The sequence below is a fragment of the Pseudonocardia acidicola genome (genome assembly GCF_012911935.1).
Taxonomy (GTDB): Bacteria; Actinomycetota; Actinomycetes; order Mycobacteriales; family Pseudonocardiaceae; genus Pseudonocardia; species Pseudonocardia acidicola.
In genome coordinates this window covers 24,917-44,601 of record NZ_JAAXLA010000037.1, presented here as the reverse complement: position 1 = coordinate 44,601, position 19,685 = coordinate 24,917, and the positions used below count along the sequence as shown (strand labels likewise).

Annotated in this window: 22 protein-coding genes; 11 read left to right on the top strand and 11 right to left on the bottom strand. The window is 72.3% G+C overall.

The window, feature by feature from the left end:
• Window positions 1–73: 73 nt before the first annotated feature.
• Complete coding sequence (locus HF526_RS19680) at window positions 74–1,249, top strand: globin domain-containing protein (protein ID WP_420821644.1); 1,176 nt, start codon at window positions 74–76, stop codon at window positions 1,247–1,249.
• Window positions 1,250–1,345: 96 nt separating this feature from the next.
• Here HF526_RS19680 and HF526_RS19675 read toward each other — a convergent pair whose 3' ends face one another.
• The gene (locus HF526_RS19675; RefSeq protein WP_169383000.1) at window positions 1,346–2,002 is read right to left on the bottom strand and encodes an FMN-dependent NADH-azoreductase; all 657 of its coding nucleotides are present in this window, start codon (window positions 2,000–2,002) and stop codon (window positions 1,346–1,348) included.
• Between the two features lie 108 nt (window positions 2,003–2,110).
• On the opposite strand from HF526_RS19675, the gene HF526_RS19670 reads away from it, so the two are divergent.
• A complete protein-coding gene (locus tag HF526_RS19670; protein ID WP_338051604.1) occupies window positions 2,111–2,626 on the top strand; it encodes a MarR family winged helix-turn-helix transcriptional regulator in 516 nt (171 codons plus the stop codon).
• A gap of 226 nt (window positions 2,627–2,852) precedes the next feature.
• Window positions 2,853–3,557, top strand: a complete 705-nt coding sequence (locus tag HF526_RS19665) for a dienelactone hydrolase family protein (protein WP_420821643.1) — start codon at window positions 2,853–2,855, stop codon at window positions 3,555–3,557.
• A 25-nt stretch (window positions 3,558–3,582) separates the two neighbouring features.
• Here HF526_RS19665 and HF526_RS19660 read toward each other — a convergent pair whose 3' ends face one another.
• From HF526_RS19660 to HF526_RS19645, 4 genes are read right to left on the bottom strand one after another with little or no spacing between them, the layout of a single operon-like run.
• Complete coding sequence (locus HF526_RS19660) at window positions 3,583–4,359, bottom strand: SDR family oxidoreductase (protein ID WP_169382998.1); 777 nt, start codon at window positions 4,357–4,359, stop codon at window positions 3,583–3,585.
• Window positions 4,356–4,895, bottom strand: coding sequence for an aromatic-ring-hydroxylating dioxygenase subunit beta (locus HF526_RS19655; protein ID WP_169382997.1), 540 nt, complete (start codon window positions 4,893–4,895; stop codon window positions 4,356–4,358). Before HF526_RS19655 ends, HF526_RS19660 begins: the two co-directional genes overlap by 4 nt.
• On the bottom strand, window positions 4,892–6,172 hold the full coding sequence (locus HF526_RS19650) for an SRPBCC family protein (protein WP_169382996.1): 1,281 nt from the start codon (window positions 6,170–6,172) through the stop codon (window positions 4,892–4,894). Before HF526_RS19650 ends, HF526_RS19655 begins: the two co-directional genes overlap by 4 nt.
• The gene (locus HF526_RS19645; protein WP_169382995.1) at window positions 6,169–7,188 is read right to left on the bottom strand and encodes an amidohydrolase family protein; all 1,020 of its coding nucleotides are present in this window, start codon (window positions 7,186–7,188) and stop codon (window positions 6,169–6,171) included. Before HF526_RS19645 ends, HF526_RS19650 begins: the two co-directional genes overlap by 4 nt.
• A 127-nt stretch (window positions 7,189–7,315) precedes the next feature.
• Between HF526_RS19645 and HF526_RS19640 the strand changes: the two genes are divergently transcribed.
• From HF526_RS19640 to HF526_RS19605, 8 genes are all read left to right on the top strand, one after another.
• Window positions 7,316–8,038 carry a FadR/GntR family transcriptional regulator gene (locus HF526_RS19640; RefSeq protein ID WP_169382994.1) on the top strand — a complete coding sequence of 241 codons (723 nt, stop codon included), beginning with the start codon at window positions 7,316–7,318 and terminating at the stop codon, window positions 8,036–8,038.
• Between the two features lie 90 nt (window positions 8,039–8,128).
• Complete coding sequence (locus HF526_RS19635) at window positions 8,129–9,202, top strand: DODA-type extradiol aromatic ring-opening family dioxygenase (RefSeq protein WP_169382993.1); 1,074 nt, start codon at window positions 8,129–8,131, stop codon at window positions 9,200–9,202.
• 161 nt (window positions 9,203–9,363) lie between these two features.
• Complete coding sequence (locus tag HF526_RS19630; RefSeq protein WP_169382992.1) at window positions 9,364–10,209, top strand: STAS domain-containing protein; 846 nt, start codon at window positions 9,364–9,366, stop codon at window positions 10,207–10,209.
• Window positions 10,209–10,655: an STAS domain-containing protein gene (locus HF526_RS19625; protein WP_239028887.1), complete on the top strand. Its 447-nt coding sequence runs from the start codon at window positions 10,209–10,211 to the stop codon at window positions 10,653–10,655. Before HF526_RS19630 ends, HF526_RS19625 begins: the two co-directional genes overlap by 1 nt.
• Window positions 10,652–11,062, top strand: a complete 411-nt coding sequence (locus tag HF526_RS19620; protein ID WP_169382991.1) for an ATP-binding protein — start codon at window positions 10,652–10,654, stop codon at window positions 11,060–11,062. The genes HF526_RS19625 and HF526_RS19620 overlap by 4 nt, the downstream gene beginning before the upstream one ends.
• Window positions 11,050–12,090: an ATP-binding SpoIIE family protein phosphatase gene (locus tag HF526_RS19615; RefSeq protein WP_338051603.1), complete on the top strand. Its 1,041-nt coding sequence runs from the start codon at window positions 11,050–11,052 to the stop codon at window positions 12,088–12,090. The genes HF526_RS19620 and HF526_RS19615 overlap by 13 nt, the downstream gene beginning before the upstream one ends.
• On the top strand, window positions 12,087–13,865 hold the full coding sequence (locus HF526_RS19610) for an ATP-binding protein (RefSeq protein WP_169382990.1): 1,779 nt from the start codon (window positions 12,087–12,089) through the stop codon (window positions 13,863–13,865). The genes HF526_RS19615 and HF526_RS19610 overlap by 4 nt, the downstream gene beginning before the upstream one ends.
• Window positions 13,862–15,454: a fused response regulator/phosphatase gene (locus HF526_RS19605; RefSeq protein WP_169382989.1), complete on the top strand. Its 1,593-nt coding sequence runs from the start codon at window positions 13,862–13,864 to the stop codon at window positions 15,452–15,454. Before HF526_RS19610 ends, HF526_RS19605 begins: the two co-directional genes overlap by 4 nt.
• 19 nt (window positions 15,455–15,473) lie before the next feature.
• On the opposite strand, the gene HF526_RS19600 is transcribed toward HF526_RS19605, so the two are convergent.
• The 6 genes from HF526_RS19600 to HF526_RS19575 all read right to left on the bottom strand — a co-directional run bounded on the left by HF526_RS19600 (window position 15,474) and on the right by HF526_RS19575 (window position 19,675).
• Entirely contained in the window at window positions 15,474–16,001 is a 528-nt protein-coding gene (locus HF526_RS19600; RefSeq protein ID WP_169382988.1) for an ATP-binding protein, read from the bottom strand.
• Window positions 15,998–16,372 (bottom strand): STAS domain-containing protein, encoded by a 375-nt coding sequence (locus HF526_RS19595; RefSeq protein ID WP_169382987.1) that lies wholly within the window; start codon window positions 16,370–16,372, stop codon window positions 15,998–16,000. The genes HF526_RS19600 and HF526_RS19595 overlap by 4 nt, the downstream gene beginning before the upstream one ends.
• Window positions 16,373–16,635: 263 nt before the next feature.
• Complete coding sequence (locus tag HF526_RS19590; protein ID WP_338051602.1) at window positions 16,636–17,973, bottom strand: MFS transporter; 1,338 nt, start codon at window positions 17,971–17,973, stop codon at window positions 16,636–16,638.
• A 256-nt stretch (window positions 17,974–18,229) separates the two neighbouring features.
• Complete coding sequence (locus HF526_RS19585) at window positions 18,230–19,003, bottom strand: hypothetical protein (RefSeq protein WP_169382986.1); 774 nt, start codon at window positions 19,001–19,003, stop codon at window positions 18,230–18,232.
• Window positions 19,004–19,086: 83 nt separating this feature from the next.
• Complete coding sequence (locus HF526_RS19580; protein ID WP_169382985.1) at window positions 19,087–19,248, bottom strand: hypothetical protein; 162 nt, start codon at window positions 19,246–19,248, stop codon at window positions 19,087–19,089.
• 82 nt (window positions 19,249–19,330) lie between these two features.
• On the bottom strand, window positions 19,331–19,675 hold the full coding sequence (locus HF526_RS19575; RefSeq protein WP_169382984.1) for an Lsr2 dimerization domain-containing protein: 345 nt from the start codon (window positions 19,673–19,675) through the stop codon (window positions 19,331–19,333).
• Window positions 19,676–19,685 lie beyond the last annotated feature (10 nt).

Genomic DNA, 19,685 nt, shown 5'->3' with positions numbered 1-19,685 from the left:
TGACCCCCTACAGCACGCACGAAGCGCACCCGACCCGGCGCCGACCGGTGACATGAGAGAGCTGCCCATGCCAATGCCTGCGGAACCGTTGCTCCCCACGACGACACCACAGCCGGTCGAGCCCACGCCGGCCGAAGCGGCGAACATGGTGACGACCATCCAGGCGAGCTGGGCGGCCGTGGAGCCACACTCCGGCGAGCTGGCTCGCTTGTTCTACGGGCTGTTGTTCGAGCGCGCCCCGCAGACCCGAAACCTGTTCCCGGTCAACATGCAGGTACAGCGCAGCCGGCTGCTGCGGGCTGTGGTGCACGTGGTGCAGATGGTCGATCGACCCGACGAGCTGGCGCCGTTCCTCAGCCAACTCGGCCGCGACCACCGCAAGTTCGACGTCATCGCCGAGCACTACGACGCACTCGGGTCAGCGCTGCTGGGCGCGGTCGCGCACTTCTCCGGTGACGCCTGGACCCCGGCCGTGGCCCGCGCCTGGACCGACGCCTACGCCGTCGTGTCGCATCACATGCGGGCCGCCGCAGCCGCCGAGCGCGGTCCGGCGTCCTGGCTGGGACAGGTGATCAGCCATCGGCGACTGGGCTGGGACCTCGCCATCATCACGGTCCAGACCACGGAACCGATCCCCTACAGCGCCGGGCAGTACCTCAGCGTGGAGACCCCGCAGCGGCCGCGGCTGTGGCGGTACCTGTCCCCCGCCACTCCGCCCCGCGACGACGGGACCCTGGAATTCCACGTCCGCGCCGTCGAGGGCGGCTGGGTCAGCCGTGCCATCGTCGCGCACACCAACCCGGGCGACACCTGGCGGATCGGGCCACCACTGGGCAGCCTCAGCCTGCACCCCACCACGGACCGGGAACTGCTCCTGATCGCGGGAGGCACCGGCGTGGCACCGATCAAGGCCCTGCTCACCCAACTCGTCGAACAGGGCGGGCAACGCCGCACCCAGTTGTTTCTGGGCGGACGCACCCCCGACGACCTGTACGCCCTGCCCGAGCTCCGCACGCTGTCCTACACACAGCCCTGGCTCGACATCATTCCGGTCCTCGAGCACGACCACGGCAACACCGGGGCCCAACACGGGACGCTGGCCGATGCGGTGACCCGTTACGGCGCTTGGGTCGGCCACGACGTGATCGTCTCCGGCTCCCCCGCCATGATCCGGGCCACGGTGACCCAGATGCTGGTGGCCGGCACCCAGCTGGACCAGATCCACTACGACCCGTTCACCATGGATTAGCAACCGGCCCACCCTCCTCCGGGAGGAGCAGTCAGCGGCCGTGCGCCGCGCCGGCCCCGATGTCGTCGACCAGTCCCCGGGCGAGCGCGGCCGCGCTCAGGCCGATGCGGCGAGGGCACGACCGGCGAAGTCGCGCCCGGCGGCCTCGGCGAGCGCGTGGGCGTCACTGCGGGACTGCGCGGCCATGTCGCGCAGGTCGGCCATCGCCGGGTTCACCTCGGCCAGCGTGAGCTCCGCAACGACCACCCGGACGTCCATCCCGAAGGAGTCGCCGAAGATCCGCTGAAGCCACGGAGTGGCGTGGTCCCAGCCCTCGCGCGGCGTGCCCGGCCCGTAACCGCCACCGCGGGCGACGACGAGCGCGAGTGGCCGCCCGGCCAGCGGCTGCTGCCCCGGTCCGAGTCGCGGGTCGGCGATGAGCAGGTCGATCCAGGTCTTGAGGTGCTGCGAGACGCCGTAGTTGTACAGCGGCGAGCCGATCACGGCGGCGTCGGCGGCGAGCAACTCGTCGGCGAGCTCGGCGGCGAGCACGACGGCCGCCTTCTGCTCCGGCGTGCGCCCCTCGGGCGGTGTCATCCCGGCGGTCGCGGCACGTGCCCAGGCGTCGGCCGGCAGCGGATGGCTGGCGAGATCGCGGCGGACGACGGCGGAGCCGGGGTGCGCGGCGAGCCAGGCGCGCTCGACGGAGTCGGCGACCTCGCGGCTCACCGAGCCCTCGGTGCGAATGCTGGTGTCGAGGCGGAACAGGGTCATCGGACTACCTCCGTGCGAACAGTCGTGCTGCAGATCAGATGTTCTGCTTTGCAGATGATATAGTCAACGAACCGTATTCGGCGCCACATTCCCGGCTACGATGGGCCCGTGACCAGCGAACCCACGACCACCCCCGTCGAGGCCGACCTTGGCTGGACGCTGGGCGTGGTGTTCCGGTCCTACCGGCGGGCCGCGAGCCACGTGATGGACGATCTGCCCGGCGGACCGCGCGGCTACCAGGTCCTCGCCGCGGCCGGCCGGGAGAACGCGCGCACCCAGCTCGCACTGGCCCAGCAGCTCGGCGTCGACCGCACCGTGATGACCTACCTGATCGACGACCTCGAGCGGGCCGGCCTCGTCGAGCGCAGGCCCGACCCAGCCGACCGGCGCGCTCGCCAGATCCTGCTCACCGGCGCCGGCCGGGAGCGGCTCTGCGCACTCGAGCGCGACCTGCGCGCCGCCGAGCAGCAGGTGCTCGAACCCCTCGACGAGACCGACCGCGCCGCGCTGCGACACCTACTGCGGCGGCTGGCCACCCGGTCCGGCGCGGACGCGGGCGCCTGCCCGGCGGCGCAGGACCTCTGCGACGCCGACCCGAAGCCCGATCCGGCGCGGCGCCGCTGACCACCGGTACGGAAGTAGCCAGCTACTCGGCCTTCGGTCCCATCCCTCATGAACGCCTTCTACCAGGATCTGTTCGCGGTCAGCCGGGCCACGCCATACCCGGCCGGGAAGATCAGACGCGCTGTGGTCTCGGCCCCTGAACCGGGGGGCGGGGAGGTCGCGGCGGCCTATCCTTCCCCACCGTCGCCCGCACCATCGGACTGAACCGGGAGGCCCCGTGCCCGCAATCACGATCCCCGGCGCGGCGAGCGCGCCCGAACTCCGCGCCCACCTCGCCGTCCCGCCGGTCGGCGACGGCCCCTGGCCCGGCGTCGTCGTGCTGCACGAGGCGTTCGGCCTCAACGACGACATCCGCCAACAGGCCGACCGGCTCGCCGCCGCCGGCTACGTCGCCGTCGCCCCCGATCTGTTCACCGCAGGCGGGGCGGTGCGCTGCCTGCGCTCCACCTTCGCGGCCCTGACCAGCGGGCAGGGTCCCGCCTTCGGCGACATCGAGGCCGCCCGCCGCTGGCTCGCCGGCCGGACCGACTGCACCGGAACCGTGGGCGTCGTCGGATTCTGCGTGGGCGGCGGGTTCGCGTTGCTCGCCGCGCCCCGCGGTTTCGACGCCTCCGCCCCCAACTACGGCGTGGTACCGGACAACGCCGAGACCGTGCTGCGCGGTGCCTGCCCGGTGGTCGCCAGCTACGGCCGCCGCGACCGTGCCCTGCGCGGCGCCGCGGACAAGCTCGAACGGGTTCTGACCACTCTCGGCGTCGAGCACGACGTGAAGGAATACCCCGAAGCCGGGCATTCCTTCCTCAACCGGCACAACTCCGGGCCCTTCAGCGTCCTGGAGCGCGTCGCCGGCTTCAACTACCACGAACCCTCCGCCGAGGACGCCTGGGCGCGCATCCTGCGCTTCTTCGACGTGCACCTGCGTTCGAGGTAGAGCCCGAGAGTCGGCTCGCTACGGCTCATCCCATGCTGCTGCCGCCGTTGACGCTGATCACCTGCCCGGTGACGAAACCGGCCTCGGGCCGGACCAGGTAGGCGACGGCGGCGGCGACCTCGTCGGGCTCGGCCGGACGGCCCATCGGGATCAGCGCGACGGCGTCGTCGAGGACCGGGCGCAGTTGCTCGGGCAGCTTCCCGGCGTCGATGGCCGCCGCCAGCTCGGGGGTCAGCGTGTAGGAGGGCGCAACGGTGTTGACGGTGATCCCGGCGTGCGCGAACTCCCGGGCGAGCCCGGTGGCGAGCGCATGCACGCCGCCCTTGGCCGCGTTGTAGACCGCATGCGCGGTGAGCCCGTTGCGCACCGACTCCGCCCCGATGTTGACGATGCGCCCGCCGCCGCGCGCCACCAGGTGCGGCAGCAGCACGAGGGTGGACCGCAACGTGGTCCACAGGTTGTTGTCGATCGTCGCGCGCAGCGTGTCCTCGGTGTGCTGCAGCGTCGGCAGGATGACCCCGCCGCCGGCGTTGTTGACCAGGATGTCCACCCCGCCGAACGAGTGGACCGCCGCGTTCAGCATGGCCTCGGCCTCGCCGGCGACGGCGAGGTCACCGACGAAGCCCCGTGGATCGGCGCCGGACTCGCGCAGCACGTCGAGCCCGGTCTTGAGCTCGTCCTCGGTGCGGGCCGCCACCAGCACCGCGGCCCCGTCGGCGAGCAACCGTCGCGAGATCGCGAGACCGATGCCGGTGGCGCCCCCGGTGACGATCGCGGCCCGAGCGGCCAGCGGCGCGCTCACAGGATGATCGCGACGTCGGAGACCTGGCGCAGCGTCGTCATCGCCAGGACCGCACGCTTGGAACGGATTCGCAGCCTGCCGTCCACGATGCGCAACCGGTAGGAGTAGCGGCCGACGTAGGTGTTCGAGCGATCGCCGCGGAACCGCCACACCACGAATTCGGCGACGACCGGGAGCTCGTCGCTCTCCACCGCCCGCAGCCGGACGTTGGACACCTGGTGGCTGGTGGCGGAGTGCGGGTACTCGCGATGCGCCTTACGGCTGTTGAGCCGTTCCACCCGGGACCGCAGCCGCAGCGCGTTGTCGTCGATCAGCACCAGATCCCGGGACGGGTCCCCGTCGGGGGTGTCGTTGCAAGGGACGACGTAGCGACAGTCCTCGGTGTACAGCGAGAACCAGGTGTCGAGGTCCCAGTCGTCGAGCAACTCCGCCTCGGCGTAGAGGAAGTCCTCGACCTGAGCCCGGGTCACCGCTCGCAGGTCGGTCACCTCAGGGCCGATGAGCCGGAGTGCGGGCTCGGCGGCAGCGGCGGTCATCGCATGGCTCCGATCATCTGCTCGTTCCAGCGCCGCCAGAACGCGCGCATCTGTTCTTCGTCGGCTGCGTGCGGATCGCGGGCCATGCCGCGGGAGATGTCGTTCCACTCCACCCCGCCGCTGCGGAAACCCTGCTGGCAGGACTCGAGGGCCTCGATGTCGTCGGGGGTGGCGAAGCCACCCGGGCCGAGGAAGGTCAGGAAGCTGTCGAGGCGGCGCTGCCGCAGCTGCGGCAGCTCGTCGCGGCGGGCCAGCTCCCACGCGGTCACCGTCATCCGGTCGGGCGTGACCGGCATGAAGGTGCGCACGGTGACCGCCATGATGTCGTTGACGATCAGGTTCGGGTAGATGAACAGGTTCCGGTTGGACTCGCTCATCCGCCGGGCCCGCTCCCCGCCGAAGCGCTCGACGAGGTCGGCGCGCAGCCGCGCGATCTCCTCACGTGCCTCCTCGCCGAACATCGGTTCCCACTTGGCCACCGGTCGGCCCCAGGGTGCCCGGTACTCGATGACCGCGTGCCCGTTGCCCAGCGAGCGCCCCACCCCGTCGACACCGGTGGACAGGTCGGTGCCCAGCGCGACCAGGTACTTGAAGTAGGTGTCGTGGGTCGGGGCGGCGTGGTAGCCGTCGATGCTGTTCTCGACCAGCAGCTTCCAGTTGGCGTCGATGGCGTACTCGTTGGTGCCCCTGATGATCTCCGCGTCACCGGCGGCGTCGACCACCAGGTCGAGGTACTCGGTGGCCCCGGCCAGGTAGTCGACGAGGTCGACGATGTCCGGGTCGAAGCTCGCGAAGACGAAGCCCCGGTAGCTCTGCACCCGGGCCACCGGCCGCAGGCCCAGCATCGAGAAGTCCAGCCCGTCGCCGTAGGCGTCCCGATCGGGCACCCCGACGAGCTCACCGTCGGTGTTGAACGACCAGGCGTGGTAGAAGCACTGGAACACCTTCGCGTTGCCGGAGTCCTTGCGGCACACCACAGCCCCGCGGTGCGTGCAGCTGTTGTGGAAGACGTTCACCTCGCCGGTCTTGCTGCTGCGGACCATGAAGACCGGGCGGCCGCCGACCGGCCGCCGGACATAGTCGCCCGGCTCCCGGACCTCCGACTCGTGCCCCACATAGAGCCAGCTGTGCCCGAAGACGCGCTCGATCTCCAGCGCGAAGATCTCCGGCGAGGTCATCGTCGACCGGCGCACCCGGAAGCGGTGGTGCTCACGGTCCTCCTCCACCAGCGGACCGCTGGGCACCGTCTGCCGGGTGGGGTCGTTCGTCACGGTCACGGCTTCGCTCCGAGTGGATCGGTGACGAGCGGATGGACGGTGTCGAGGAGGGCCAGCACGTTGTCCCGGCCCACGGCCGCGCGCAGCCGCCCGCCCACCCCGGACAGCACCGCTCCGGGCGGCGCCTCGCGTGCCGCGAACGGGTAGTCGGTACCGAGCAGGACGTGGTCGGCACCGAACCGGGTCACCGCCAGGTCGAGGCTCGCGGCGTCGTAGGTCAGCGAGTCGCACCAGAGATCGCGGGCCCGCGCGCTCGGCAACGGCTCGTCGCCGCGTCCGGCCAGGTGTGCACCGCGGTCGAGCCGCGGCAGGATCGACGGCAGCGCTCCTCCGCCGTGCGCGAGGCACAGTCGCATCCCGGGGCGGCGCGCCCGCCCGGTGAGCAGACCGGCGGCCGCAGTCGCGGTCTCGACCGGCATCCCCAGCCCGAAGCCGATACCCAGCGCGGCGAGCCGCGGGTCGAGCGTGAGGTCCACCGGGTGCACCAGGACGAGCGCACCGCGGTCGGCCGCGGCGTCGAAGAAGGGGTCGAGCGCGGGATCGGCGAGCTCCACGTCGCCGGCCCGGGTGCCGATCTCGACCCCGGGGAAGCCCAGCTCGTCGACGCAGCGCAGCAGCTCGGCGACCGCCCGCTGCGGGTCCTGCAGCGGCACCGCACCCAGCGCGAAGAACCGGCCGGGCGCGTGGGCCACCAGGTCGGCCAGGAAGTCGTTCTGCGCGGCGGCGAGCACCGCGGCGCCCGCCGCGGGCTGGTCGTGGCAGAGCGTGACCGGGATCGGCGAGACGAACTGCGCAGCGACACCCTCGGCGTCCATGTCACGCAGCCGCCGCGCGGCCGACCAGCAGCGGTCGTCGATCTCCCGGTAGACGGCGCCGTCCAGCATGATGCGGGCGCGGTCCTCGGCGGTCCGCTCGATCGACGGCCATCGCCCGGGGTAGCCCGTCAGGTCCGGCAACCGGTCCGCAATGGCGTGGGTGTGCACGTCGATCAGACCCTCGGGGACCTGCTGACTCACGATGATCAACCCCCGGGACGCCGTCGTCTGGGTGCGATTGGACCGCGGCCACGCTAACAATCATGTACGTATGATTTCAAGAGATTCGGGGCTGCCAGCCTCGGACACCGACGCCACGAGGGGACCCATGCCGTCGCGAGCAGGAGCGCAGCTGTCACGCGCCCAGCAGGTCGCCGCCGCGATCGAGAACGAACTGCTGGCCGCGCGCACCCCGGTGGGCACGTCGCTCGGCCGGCGCACCGACCTCATGGAGCGCCACAAGGTCAGCCCCACGGTCATGAACGAGGTCCTGCGCATCCTGCGCGACCGCGGCCTCGTCGTCGTCAAGCCCGGCCCCGGCGGCGGGGTGTTCGTGGCCAGCCAACCCCCGCAGGTCCGCCTCGGTGCGCTCGACCTGTGGTTCTCCGGGACCGGCACCGACCCGCTCGACCTGTTCGAGGCCCGCACCCACCTCGAGGACGTGCTCGCCTCGGTCGCGGTCGACCGCGCCGGGCCCACCGACGTCCGCGACATGGAGTGGGCACTGGAGGAGATGCGCGGAGCCGCCGACGCCCGGGCCTACCTGGACGCCAACCTCCGCCTGCACCTGGCGATCGCCCGCGCGGCCCGGATCCCGGTCCTCACCGGCATGTACGAGGCCATCGCCGCGATCATCCAGGGCACCTTGACCAGGGCGGAACTGCTGCCCGGGCACGAGGAGATCTACTCCGGCAACGTCGACGTGCACGCCGAGATCGTCGCCGCGATCCGCGACCGCAACCGGGAGGCACTCACCAAGCTCATGACGCTGCACCGGCAGGACCTGGTGCGCGCGGTGGACGCTTCCCGCTCCCCTGCCGATCCGGACTGACAGCACCGCGACTTCTCTTGAAACCTGCATGCAGGATTGCCTAGGGTTGGACACAGCCCCGGCGGCGTGGCCGGGGACGAGGAGGCAGTCATGGCAGAGTTCCTCGGTCTCGGACTCACCCACTACCCGCTGCTGGCCGGCACGGACGAGCACATGGCCGGGCTGCTGCGCTGGACCCTGACCGACCCGGACATCCCCGACGAGGCCAAGGACCCGGCGACCTGGCCCCCGCTCATGCAGCAGGAGTGGGGCCACGACGGCGGGGTCGCCGCCGCCGCCCGGCACCGCGCCGAGCTGCGCGACGGGCTCGTCCGCTGCCGCAAGGCGCTCGACGAGTTCCGGCCCGACTTCCTGGTGGTGTGGGGCGACGACCAGTACGAGAACTTCCGCGAGGAGGTCGTCCCGCCGTTCTGCGTGCTCGCCTACGGCGACACCGAGGTCGAGCCGTTCGAGTTCATGACCAGCCGCGGCAGCCCCAACGCGTGGGGCCGCCCCGACCACATGACCTTCACCCTGCGCGGCGACCAGAAGGCCTCCCGCGACCTCGCCGACGGCCTGATCAACGCCGGCTTCGACGTCGCCTACTCCTACGCCAAGCGCGAGAACTCCCCGTTCCCGCACGCGATCGCCAACACCCAACTCTTCCTCGACTACGACAACGCCGGCACCGAGTTCCCCTACCCGATCGTCCCGATCACGGTGAACTGCTACGGCCAGCACGCGATCGCCCGGCGCGGCGGCCTGGCCCGGTTCGCCGAGATCCGCGACGAGCAGCTCGACCCGGTCGGGCCCACCCCGGCCCGCTGCTTCGACCTCGGTGCCGCCGTCGCGCGGACGCTGTCGGCCACCGACAAGCGGATCGCGCTCGTCGCCTCGTCGAGCTGGTCGCACGCGTTCCTCGTCGACCGGCTCTGGCACATCCGCCCGGACACCGAAGCCGACGAGCGGCTCTACGACGCGTTCGTGCGCGGCGACACCGCGACCTGGAAGGCCGTGACCGGCGCCGAGATCGTCGATGCCGGCCAGCACGAGATGCTCAACTGGTTCTGCCTGTTCGGGGCGATGACGGAGCTGGGCATGACGCTGGACTGGTCGACCTTGGTGAAGACGGACGTCTTCAACTCCAACAAGTGTTTCGCCGTCTTCGACCAGGACCGCCGGTGAGGGGGCCCGTGCGCGAATAACGTCGTTCCGGCGACTATTCCCGCGCACGAGCCGTCAGGCCTGCGCCCGACGGGTGCGGACATGGCCACTTACCGGACGATCGACGCCTCCCGGCACTCATTGATTACAGTGCGCCGGGCGAATCGATCTGGAGGTGGGCGATGGCGGAGGACGACGGCCGGTGTGTGCGGGACCTGGTGCGCGGTGACGAGCGGGATGTGCTGCAGCGCTGGGTGGCCGCGGCGGTGGGGCCGATGCAGGGCCGTCTCACCGAGGCCGAGCTCGAGCGCACCTGCAGCGAGCTGCTGGGCCAGTTGTCCGGCGCGCTGGACGACGGCGCGGACGTCGGCTCCGACGCGTACGCGGGCGCGCGGGCGCTGCTCGCCGAGCTGTCCCGGGAATGGGCGCGTCGGGGCTTCACCCCGAGTGAGACGTCGTCGGCCGTGTTCGCGCTGAAGGAGGCGTTGTTCGCACGCGCCCACGACAGCGACGCGCCGCTCGCGACGGTCATCGCGGTGTCCCGCTGGGTCGACGCGCTGGGCCTGTTCATCTTCGAGACCTTCGCCCGCGCCCGCGAGCAGGTCATCAGCGAGCAGGCCGAGCAGTTGCTCGAGCTGACCACCCCGGTGGTCAAGCTCTGGGACGGCGTGGTGGCCGTGCCGCTGATCGGCACCCTGGACTCGGCCCGGACCCAGATCGTCATGGAGAAGCTGCTGCAGACCCTGGTCGACACCGGCTCCGAGCACGCCATCATCGACATCACCGGCGTCCCGGCGGTCGACACCGAGGTCGCCCAGCACCTGCTGAAGACGGTCGTCGCGGCCCGGCTGATGGGGGCGGAGTGCACGATCTCCGGGATCCGCCCACAGATCGCGCAGACCATCGTCGCACTGGGCATCGAGTTCGGCGACATCCCGACCAAGGCGACACTGGCCGACGCGTTGCTGCATGCGCTGCGCGGCAGCGGGGTCGAGGTCGTCCGGCGGCAGCGATCGCGGAACCTCTGATGGACCGGGTGCCGATCCTCTCGCTCGGCGACGCGCTGCTGGTGTCCATCCAGGTCGACCTGCAGGACGACACGGTGCTCACGCTGCAGGAGGACCTCGCGGAGCGGATCGTGGCCACCGGGGCCCGGGGCGTGCTGATCGACATCTCGGCTGTGGAGATCGTCGATTCCTTCATCGGGCGGATGTTCGCCTCGACCGCCGCGCTGTCGCGGGTGCTGGACGCGGAGACCGTGGTGGTGGGCATGCGCCCGGCGGTGGCCATCACCCTGGTGGAGCTCGGGCTCTCCCTGGAAGGAGTGCGCACCGCGCTCAACGTCGAGAAGGGCCTGGAGATCCTGCGTCGCCTCGCCGAGCAGCGCAGCCCGCGGCTGGCGACCGACGAGGACCTGCCGGTGGATGAACCGGGCTCCGTCGAGGGCGGGGCCACCTCCCCGCCGACGCCGTGACCACGCCCGGCGCAGTCGAGGAGCTCCCCATCCGAAGCGGCGACGACGTCGTCCGGGTCCGCCAGCTCGTCCGGGTCCGCGCCCAGGCCGTGCGGCTGTCGCTGGTCGATCAGACCAAACTGGTCACCGCCGCGAGTGAGCTGGCCCGCAACACCTTGATCTACGGCGGCGGCGGGACGGCCCGGGTGGAGACCGTCACGCGGGACGGGCGGCAGGGGGTACGTGCGACGTTCGCCGACGAGGGGCCGGGCATCCCCGACCTGGATCTGGCGCTGACCGACGGGTGGACCAGCGGCAGCGGGCTCGGCCTCGGACTGAGCGGCGCCCGTCGCCTGGTCGACCAGTTCGACATCGAAACGGCGGTCGGCCGCGGCACCACCGTTACCGTGGTCAAGTGGACCCGGTGACCAGCGCGGCCGCCGCCGAGGACATGGCCTGGCTGGCGTTGGACGACGCCAGCGCCGCCGGCGCGGCCCGGCGGGCCACCGAGCGGCTCGCGGACCGGCTGGGCATGCCGGCGGCGCGCGTCGCCGAGGTCGGCCTCGCCGTCACCGAGATCGCCACCAACGTGCACCGTCACGCCGGTGCCGGGGCGCTGCTGCTGCGATCGGTCCGTACCGGAACGGCCGCTGCCCTCGAGGTCGTCGCGGTCGACAACGGACCGGGCATCCCGGACCTGACGGCCGCTCGCCGGGACGGCCACTCGACCGCGGGCACGCTGGGCATCGGTCTGGGATCGATCGACCGGCTGGCCGATGCGCTCGACATCAGCTCGGCTCCCGGCCGGGGAACCGTGCTGGTCGCCCGGTTCGAGGCCCGTCGAGTCGCTGCCCCGGGCTCCGACAGCACCGGTCCCGATGCTGCCGGCATCACCCGCGCGCTCTCCGGCGAGACGGTGTGCGGCGACGCCTACGCCGTACGCGGCGACGGCCCCCGGATGTCGCTGATGGTGTGCGACGGTTCCGGCCACGGCCCGCTGGCCGCGGCTGCCGCCCGCGAGGCGGTCCGCGCCTTCAACGATCCCGGGCACCCGGTGTCGCCGGAGATGGCGGTGCGCCGCATCCACCGGGTGCTGTCCGGCACCCGCGGTGCCGCAGTGGCGGTGGCGGAGCTGGACGCCGCGGCGGGGCTGGTCCATTTCGCCGGGGTCGGGAACATCGCCGGCGCCGTCGTCAGTGGCGGGGACAAGCGCAGCATGGTCTCCATCGGGGGTGTCGCCGGCTACCGGGACCCCACCATCCGGACCTTCCGGTACTCCCTCCCGCCGGGCTCCGTCGTGGTGCTGCACTCCGACGGGGTGCGGGCGCGCTGGGCCGCCGCCGAGCTCGGTGGTGTGCTCGGGCGGTCCCCGCTGATGATCGCGGCGACGCTGCTGCGCGACGCCGGCGTCCGCCAGGACGACGCCTGCGTGCTCGTGGGGAGGGCCCGGCGGTGAACCCCGGCCGGGGCGAGTTGCTGCGGCTGCGGATCGCCGGCGAACACGACGTCTTCCTGGCCCGGCAGCGAGGCCGCGAGGTGGCCGCCCTGGCCGGGTTGGAGAACCAGGACCAGGTGCGGGTGGCGACCGCGCTGAGCGAGCTGAGCAGGGAGCTGGCCGCCCTCGCGCGCCCGGCCACCATCACCCTGTCGCTGATCGACGCACCGGCGCCCGCGCTGCTGATCGGGGCCCACTGGACGGGCCGGTTGCCGGGGACGACCGGCCGTGACGAGCTGGCCGCGGTGGAGGGAATCGCCGCGGCGTCGCGACTGGCCGACACCTGCGCAGTGACCTGGCGAGACGACGGCGGGTCGGTCGCGCTCACCAAGAAGCTGCCCGCGGGCGCCGAGGCGCCCACCGAGGCCAGGGTCGCGCGGATGAGGGAGGCGTCCAGACGGTTCCGACCGGGCAACGCGCTCGACGCGCTGCGCAGCCAGAACCAGGACCTGCTGCAGACCTTGGAGAGCCTGCGGGCCCGCCAGGAGGACCTGCTGCGGGCCAACGCCGAGCTGGAGGAGACCAACCGCGGCGTGCTGGCGTTGCACGCCGAACTCTCCGACGAGCTCGAGCAGACCAACCGCGGTGTCGTCGCGCTGTACGCCGAGCTGGACGAGGCCTCGACCCGGCTGCGGGAGGCGAGCGAGAGCAAGACCCGGTTCTGGGCGAACGTCAGTCACGAGCTGCGGACGCCGCTCAACTCGGTGCTGGGGCTGTCCCGGCTGCTGCTCGACCCGGGCTCGGACCCGCTGACCGCGGAGCAGCGCTACCAGGTGGACTTGATCCGCGACTCGGGCGAGATGCTGCTGGCGCTGGTCAACGAGCTGCTCGATGTGGCGAAGGCCGAGTCCGGCCAGATCGAGGCCCATCGTGAGCCGACGGAACTGCGCACGGTGTTCGACCAGCTGCGGGCGGCGCTGCGACCGGTCGCAGCGACCCCGGCGGTGGAACTGGTGGTCGAGGACCCGGAGGACGTGGGGCCGTTGTGGACCGACCCCGTGCTGCTCGGGCGCATCCTGCGCAACCTGGTCAGTAACGGGCTGAAGTTCACCGAGCAGGGCGAGGTGCGCTGCAGCGCCCGCGTCGATCGCCCGGGCGAAACCCTGGAAGTGGTGGTGGCCGACACCGGTATCGGGATCCCGGTGGAGCACCAACGGCGGGTCTTCGAGGAGTTCTACCAGGTGCCGGGGCAGTTGCAGTCCCGTACCGGTGGTACCGGCCTGGGTCTGCCCTACGCGCGGCGGCTCGCCGGGATCCTGGGCGGAATACTGGAGCTGGGCAGTGAACCCGGACGCGGCACAACCGTGACCCTTCGGCTTCCGCTCGATCTCGCGGCCGAGGTGCGGCCGGTCCGATTCGCGTCCGTGCTCGTCGTCGACGACGACCCGGCGTTCCGGGCGGTACTGCACCGTGCGCTCGACGGCAGCGCCGATCGGATCAGTGAGGCCGTCGACGGGGTCGGCGCGCTCCGGGCGCTGCACTCCGAGCGCCCGGACCTGGTGCTGCTGGACCTGAACATCCCGCCACCCGACGGGGCGGCGGTGTTGGCCGAGATGCGCCGGGACCCGGGTCTGGGCGATGTCCCCGTGGTCGTGGTGACCTCGGCAGGGCTCGACGCGGCGCAGCGCCGTGTCCTCGGCGCCACCGCAGCCCTGCTGGACAAGGCGAACCTCTCCGGTGACCTGCTGCTGGCCGCCGCGGAAGCGGCCACCCGGCTCGTAAGGGGGCCGCGATGACGACTGTTGCCGGCGGGCCGGACGCGGACGACCCCGCGCTGATCCTGGTCGTCGACGACACCCCGGCCAGCCGCTACATCTCCGCCAGTTGGTTGCGCCGATCCGGGCATCAGGTGGTCGAGGCGGCCACCGGCGCCGAGGCGTTCGCGGCGCTGGCCCGCTGGCCGGTGGACCTCGTCGTGCTCGACGTCGGGTTGCCCGACATGACCGGCTTCGAGGTCTGCGAGCGGATCAAGGCCGACCCCGCGCTGGCGCTGCCCGTGATCCATCTGTCGGCCACCGCGATCCGCGGTGTCGACCGGGTGAACGGGCTGACCCGCGGCGCCGACGCCTATCTGGTGGAGCCGGTCGAGCCGGACGAACTGCTGGCCACCGTCGGATCGGTGCTGCGCTATTACCGGGCCCGGGCGGCCGCGGAGAGACTCGCCGATCGGCTGACCCGACTGACCAGGGCGACCCTGGCGATGAACGCCGCGGCGAGCTTCGACCAGCTCGCCCGGGCGATCGCGGTCGGGGCCTCCGACGTTCTCGGCGTCCCGTCGGTCGCAGTGGTCACCGCGTCGGACGGCACGCTGCGCCGGGCCACCGTGGACCCCGAGCGGCGGATCGGGCCGGTGTGCGACGTCGCGGCTCCGGACTTCCTGCGTGCGCTGTCGGCCCAGCCGACCGGGAGCACCGGGGACACCGCGGTGTCTCGCGTGCCATGGCGGCTTCTCGTCCCGGGTACCCCGGACGACGGCGAGGGCCTGGCGATGCTGTTCGGCTCCCGCGGCGGGCGGCCGACAGCCGGCATCGCCGTCCACGCTGCCGAGCTGCGCGACGAACGCAGCACTCTGCTCGCCCAGCTCGGCCAGGCCGCGGCGCTCGCCGCCGACTCGCTGCGCCTCTACACCGAGGAGCACACCCTCGCCCTGACCCTGCAACGCAGCTTCCTGCCCAGCCCGCCGTCCGAGCTGCCGGGGCTGGAGATCGCAGCGCGCTACGTCCCGGCGGCTCGCAACGCCGAGATCGGGGGTGACTTCTACGAGTTCGTCGAACTCGGCGGCGGGCGGCTCCTGGTCGCGATCGGTGACGTGGCCGGACACTCCATCCACGCCGCAACGGTCATGGTGGAGCTCCGGCACGCTCTGCGCGCCTACGCCATCGAGGGCCACGGCCCGGGGGCACTGCTCGACCGGCTCGAGCGGACATTGCGCCACTTTCACCCGCTGGAGTTCGCGACGCTCTGCGTGCTGCTGCTGGACCCGGACCGCAACAGCCTGACCGTCGCCAACGCGGGCCACCTGCCGCCGCTGCTCATCGACCCGACCGGTGCGGAGTACCTGCAGGTCCGGGGGCCGATGCTCGGCCTTCGGCGTCCGCAGCCTCCGGACACGGTCCTGGAGCTGCCGCCGTCGTGGTCGATCGTGCTGATCACCGACGGCCTGGTCGAGGAACGCGATGTGGACCTGGACGGCGCGCTGGAGGAGTTGCGTACCGTCGCCTCGGCCGACGACGCGCCGGAACAGATGTGCGAACGGCTGCTCGAGCGCTTCGGCCGGGCCCGGCTCGACGACATCGCGCTCCTCGTGCTGCGCCAGACCCGGTAGCGCACCGGGCCGGCCGGCCTCAGCCGCTCGCCGACGGCGGCAGCCGCCACTGCATGTGCACCGCCGTTCCGTTCGGGCCGCGCTGGATCTCGGCCCGGTACGCCATCGCCTTGATCATCAGGAGTCCGCGTCCGCGGAACCCGGCATCAGCCGGCGGTGGGCGCCACCGCCCGTGGTCGCGGACCGTCACCAGCACCCGGCCGTCGGTCGTGCGCGCCGCGATCAGGTCCACCTGCTGCGGACCTGACGCGTAGGCGTGCTCGGCGGCGTTGGCGAGCGCCTCGTAGCTGGCGTGCACGAGGTCCTCCACGTTCGGCGCGGGCAGCCCGGCGGTCGCGGCCCATTCGCCGAGCCGGCGGCGGACCTCGGCCAACCGGGCCGCCTCCCCCAGGATTCCGGTACAGACCAGCGGCGGGACGGTCGGGTCGACCACGACCCCGGACCACGCAGCGTCGAGCAACTGCGCCACCGGCCGGGCCGGCTCGGCAGCTGCGGCTCGGCGTCCGGCGTCCTCGGGGTGCGACGAGCCGTGCACCGGCGCGGTCACTCGGACCGCTGCGGCGGGACCGAGCCCGGCTCCGCCCCGGAACAGCCGCTCAGGGCATCGGTGCGGCTCGGGTATATGGCCAGGTCGTCGACCATGCCGGTGATCTGCAGCGGCCGCAGCGTGGTGCGAGTGGTGGCGACCACGCGCAGATCGACGCCCCGTTCCTGCGCCATCCGCTGCGCCAGCGCGAGCGCGGTCAGCCCCACCGATGTGAAGAACCGGACCTGCTCCAGGTCGACCACCAGGACCTTCGGTCCCGCGGTGAGCTCGGCGGTCAGGGTGTCGCCCAACCGCGCCCCGGTGACCAGATCGATCTCACCCCCGACGACCACCACGACCGCGTCGCCCTCGCGCCCGACCACCAGCGTCATCACATCCTCGCCGGCCCCGTCCGCAACAGGGGCTCCGAGGAGCGGGTTCAGGTCGGTCGGCCGTCCATCGGGGACAGGCATGGCGTCCAACGTCTGGTCCTCCAGTCGCACACACCGGGAGCACACGGGTCGGGCTGCAAGCCTACGTCGGCGACCTCTCCGACGCCGGGTGGCCACCGCGGGGCCGTCCACGGAGCAGCTTCAGCGCCGCACGGCGGCCCCGGCGGGCCGGATCCCCGTCCGCGTCCCGGCGAGCGGAGCGGTCACCACCGGGCATCCCCGGCCCACCGCGGTCGCCATCCGATCCACCGCGGCATCGCGACCACGGCGGCGATACTGACCACCGCCGTCGCCACCAGATAGCCCGCCGCCCACCACGGCTCGCCACCGCCCAGGGCGAGCAGCCCGGTGAGGAACACCGGGGTCAGCCCCGAAGCCCAGATCCCCGCCCCCTGGAAGACCAGCGACATGCCGGTGTAGCGGACGTCGGTGTCGAACAGCTCTGCGAACAGCGTCGATTCGGCCCCGGCCATCAGCGCGTACCAGACCCCGAGCTGCACCAGCAGCACCACGACGACCAGCCAGGCGACCCCGCTGCGCACAGCGACGAGCGACGGCATGACGGTGATGCCGAACCCGGCCACGCCGATGCCGAAGACCCGCCGGCGTCCGTAGCGGTCCGCGAGCAGACCGACCACCGGGGTCAGCGCGGCCATCAGCAGCGCCCCGCCGGTGACCGCGAGCAGCACCACGATCTTGCTCATCCCGACCGTCGCGGTGGCGTAGGTGATCGCGAAGACGCCCCAGGTGTTGAAAGCGGCACCCTCGGCCCAGCGGGCGAGCATCCCGGCCACGATCCCCCGCCGGTGCTCCCGGGCGCGGAAGACCTGCACGATCGGCACCCGGGCGGTGGCCCCGCTCTCACAGACCCTGCGGAACTCGGGCGTCTCGAGGACCTTCAGGCGCACCAGCAGCCCCACCGCGACGAGCAGGACACTGAGCACGAACGCCACCCGCCAGCCGACGGACAGGAACACCTGCTCGTCGAGTACCTCGCCGAGCAGCGCGAACACCCCGGTGCCCAGCGCCAGCCCGAGCCCGGGCCCGATCTGCGGCACGCTGCCGTAGCGACCGCGCCACCCCGGCGGGGCGTTCTCCACGGCCAACAGCACGGCGCCGCCCCACTCGCCGCCGACCGCGAGGCCCTGCAGCACCCGCAGCACCACCAGCAGCACCGGTGCGGCGACACCGATCGACGCGTAGGAGGGGAGCAGGCCGATCAAGGCCGTGCCCGCACCCATCAGGACCATCGTCGCGACGAGGGTGCGCTTGCGCCCGACCCGGTCTCCGATGTGGCCGAACACGATCCCGCCGACAGGGCGCGCGACGAACCCGACCGCGAACGTGCCGAAGGCCAGCAGCGTGCCGACGACCTCGTTCCCGACCGGGAAGAACAGCCGCGGGAACACCAGGCTCGCGGCGGTGGCGTAGAGGAAGAAGTCGTACCACTCGATGGTCGTGCCGACGAGGCTCGCCGCCAGGATCATGCGCGGCCCGGCGGCCGGTGACTCGGGCAGGCGGTCGGTGAGGGTACTGCTCACGACGCTCCCCGCGCCGCCGCGAGCGCAACAGCACCCAGGGGCCCACGGCAGGCGCGCGGCGCAGGGACGCGCGGGAACGGTGACATGGACGTCCTCCGGACGTCAGGGCACCGCGTCCATCCAGTGTGGATCGACAACGGGCCGGCGATGACAACGCCGGCCATGATGGCAGCACGGCCCGGAGCATCCCGGACGCGTCGGGTCACGAGGCCCTCGTACGCGCAGCGCGGTGGGCGCAGGTCATCCACGCGCCCGGCTACTGCCGCTGCGAGATACCGTTCATGCACCATTCGCCGTTGGTCACGCCGAGCACCACGTCGGCCTGGAGGTTCTGCGTCTGGCCCTGCGCGCTCAGCGTGAGGTCGACCGGCGCCACCGCCTGGGTGTCCAGCAACAGCTGCGGCGGGCCGGTCTGCTTGGCGGCCTGGATCAGCTGCAGAGCCTGCGCCGGCATCTGCGTGGTCGCCTTGCCGTCGGGACCGTGGCAGGAGACCTTCTCCAACTGCCCGGGGTCCTTGCTGGCCAGTGCCGCGACCGCCTCCGCCGCCTTGCCATCCGGCTTGCCCGGGCCGGCGAGGAAGCCCGGCCAGACGAAGGCGGTGAGCACCAGCGCGACGACCACGACCGCACCGACACCGAGCCCGAGGAGCAGACCCTTCTTACCCGCCTTCTGCGGGGCGTCAGGGGCCCCCTGGGCCTGGGTGTCCTCGGTCTCGGTGCCCTGGGTCCGGCTGTCCTCGGCGCGAGGGTCCCCGGCCTGGTTGTCCTCGGCCTGGTTGTCCTCGGCCTGGTTGTCCTCGGCCTGGTTGTCCTCGGCCTGGTTGTCCTCGGCCTGGTTGTCCTCGGCCTGGTGGTCCTCGGCCTGGTGGTCCTCGGCCTGGTGGTCCTCGGCCCCGGTGTGCTGCGCCTCGGCGGGCAGGGCCTGCTGCGCGGGGCGCTCACCGGCCTGGTCCTTGATCCGGGCGGGCGCCCGGTCCTGGCCGGGAGTCTCCTCGCCTGCCGGCTGATCGGGCTGGTGTGAATCGGTCATACGTCTACCTCCCACGGCGCTCTGCGAGCGCCGACGCCGCACGTTGATGCACCTCCACCGTGCCTCATGCGGCTGTCGGCATGTCACCTGGGCCTGTCCGGCGACCCGCACAGGTCGTCGGCCGGGCCGTCGGAACGCACGGGGTGGCATCCGATCCCGGCGACGTAGAGCACCCCGGGTACGACGAGCGGCAGCACGGTCCACATGAGCCAGGGGCAGATGACCTCGCCGGTGGTGGCCGACACCAGGCTCGGCCTCGGAGGCCCGCATGTCCTCATCGCGGACCGGCTCGTTCACCCGCCCATGGTGCCGCCGTTCGCAACCGTGTCATCCCTGGTCCTGGGCGCGCCATTGATCGATGATCGCCCGCTTGAACCGTCCCTTCGGCGGCAGGTCGATGCCTGCCGAGGCGGCCCACTGCTTGAGCCGGGCCCGCTCGTCGGGGGTGAGGGCGGACGACCCACCGGCCCCGCCGGGCCGCGCGGTCCTGACGTTCCGGGCGGCGGCCTCGACCCGGCCCGCATCGATGTACGGCCCCAGAATCTCGAGCAACCGCTCGTACTCCGCCCCGCTGAGATCGATCTCGATCCGCATCTGGTCGATATTGATCTCGTGCGACTCAGCGGGCTCCGTACCGGAGATGTCGCAGTACCGGATCTGCCGGACTCCCACAGGTGGCCCT

Coding starts and splice junctions, on each gene's coding strand:
- HF526_RS19635 (WP_169382993.1), top strand. CDS start 8,129: ATGGCAGAGTTCCTCGGTCTCGGACTCACCCACTACCCGCTGCTGGCC.
- HF526_RS19640 (WP_169382994.1), top strand. CDS start 7,316: ATGCCGTCGCGAGCAGGAGCGCAGCTGTCACGCGCCCAGCAGGTCGCC.
- HF526_RS19680 (WP_420821644.1), top strand. CDS start 74: ATGCCTGCGGAACCGTTGCTCCCCACGACGACACCACAGCCGGTCGAG.
- HF526_RS19655 (WP_169382997.1), bottom strand. CDS start 4,895: ATGACCGCCGCTGCCGCCGAGCCCGCACTCCGGCTCATCGGCCCTGAG.
- HF526_RS19625 (WP_239028887.1), top strand. CDS start 10,209: ATGGACCGGGTGCCGATCCTCTCGCTCGGCGACGCGCTGCTGGTGTCC.
- HF526_RS19605 (WP_169382989.1), top strand. CDS start 13,862: ATGACGACTGTTGCCGGCGGGCCGGACGCGGACGACCCCGCGCTGATC.
- HF526_RS19630 (WP_169382992.1), top strand. CDS start 9,364: ATGGCGGAGGACGACGGCCGGTGTGTGCGGGACCTGGTGCGCGGTGAC.
- HF526_RS19675 (WP_169383000.1), bottom strand. CDS start 2,002: ATGACCCTGTTCCGCCTCGACACCAGCATTCGCACCGAGGGCTCGGTG.
- HF526_RS19595 (WP_169382987.1), bottom strand. CDS start 16,372: ATGACGCTGGTGGTCGGGCGCGAGGGCGACGCGGTCGTGGTGGTCGTC.
- HF526_RS19585 (WP_169382986.1), bottom strand. CDS start 19,003: ATGACCGATTCACACCAGCCCGATCAGCCGGCAGGCGAGGAGACTCCC.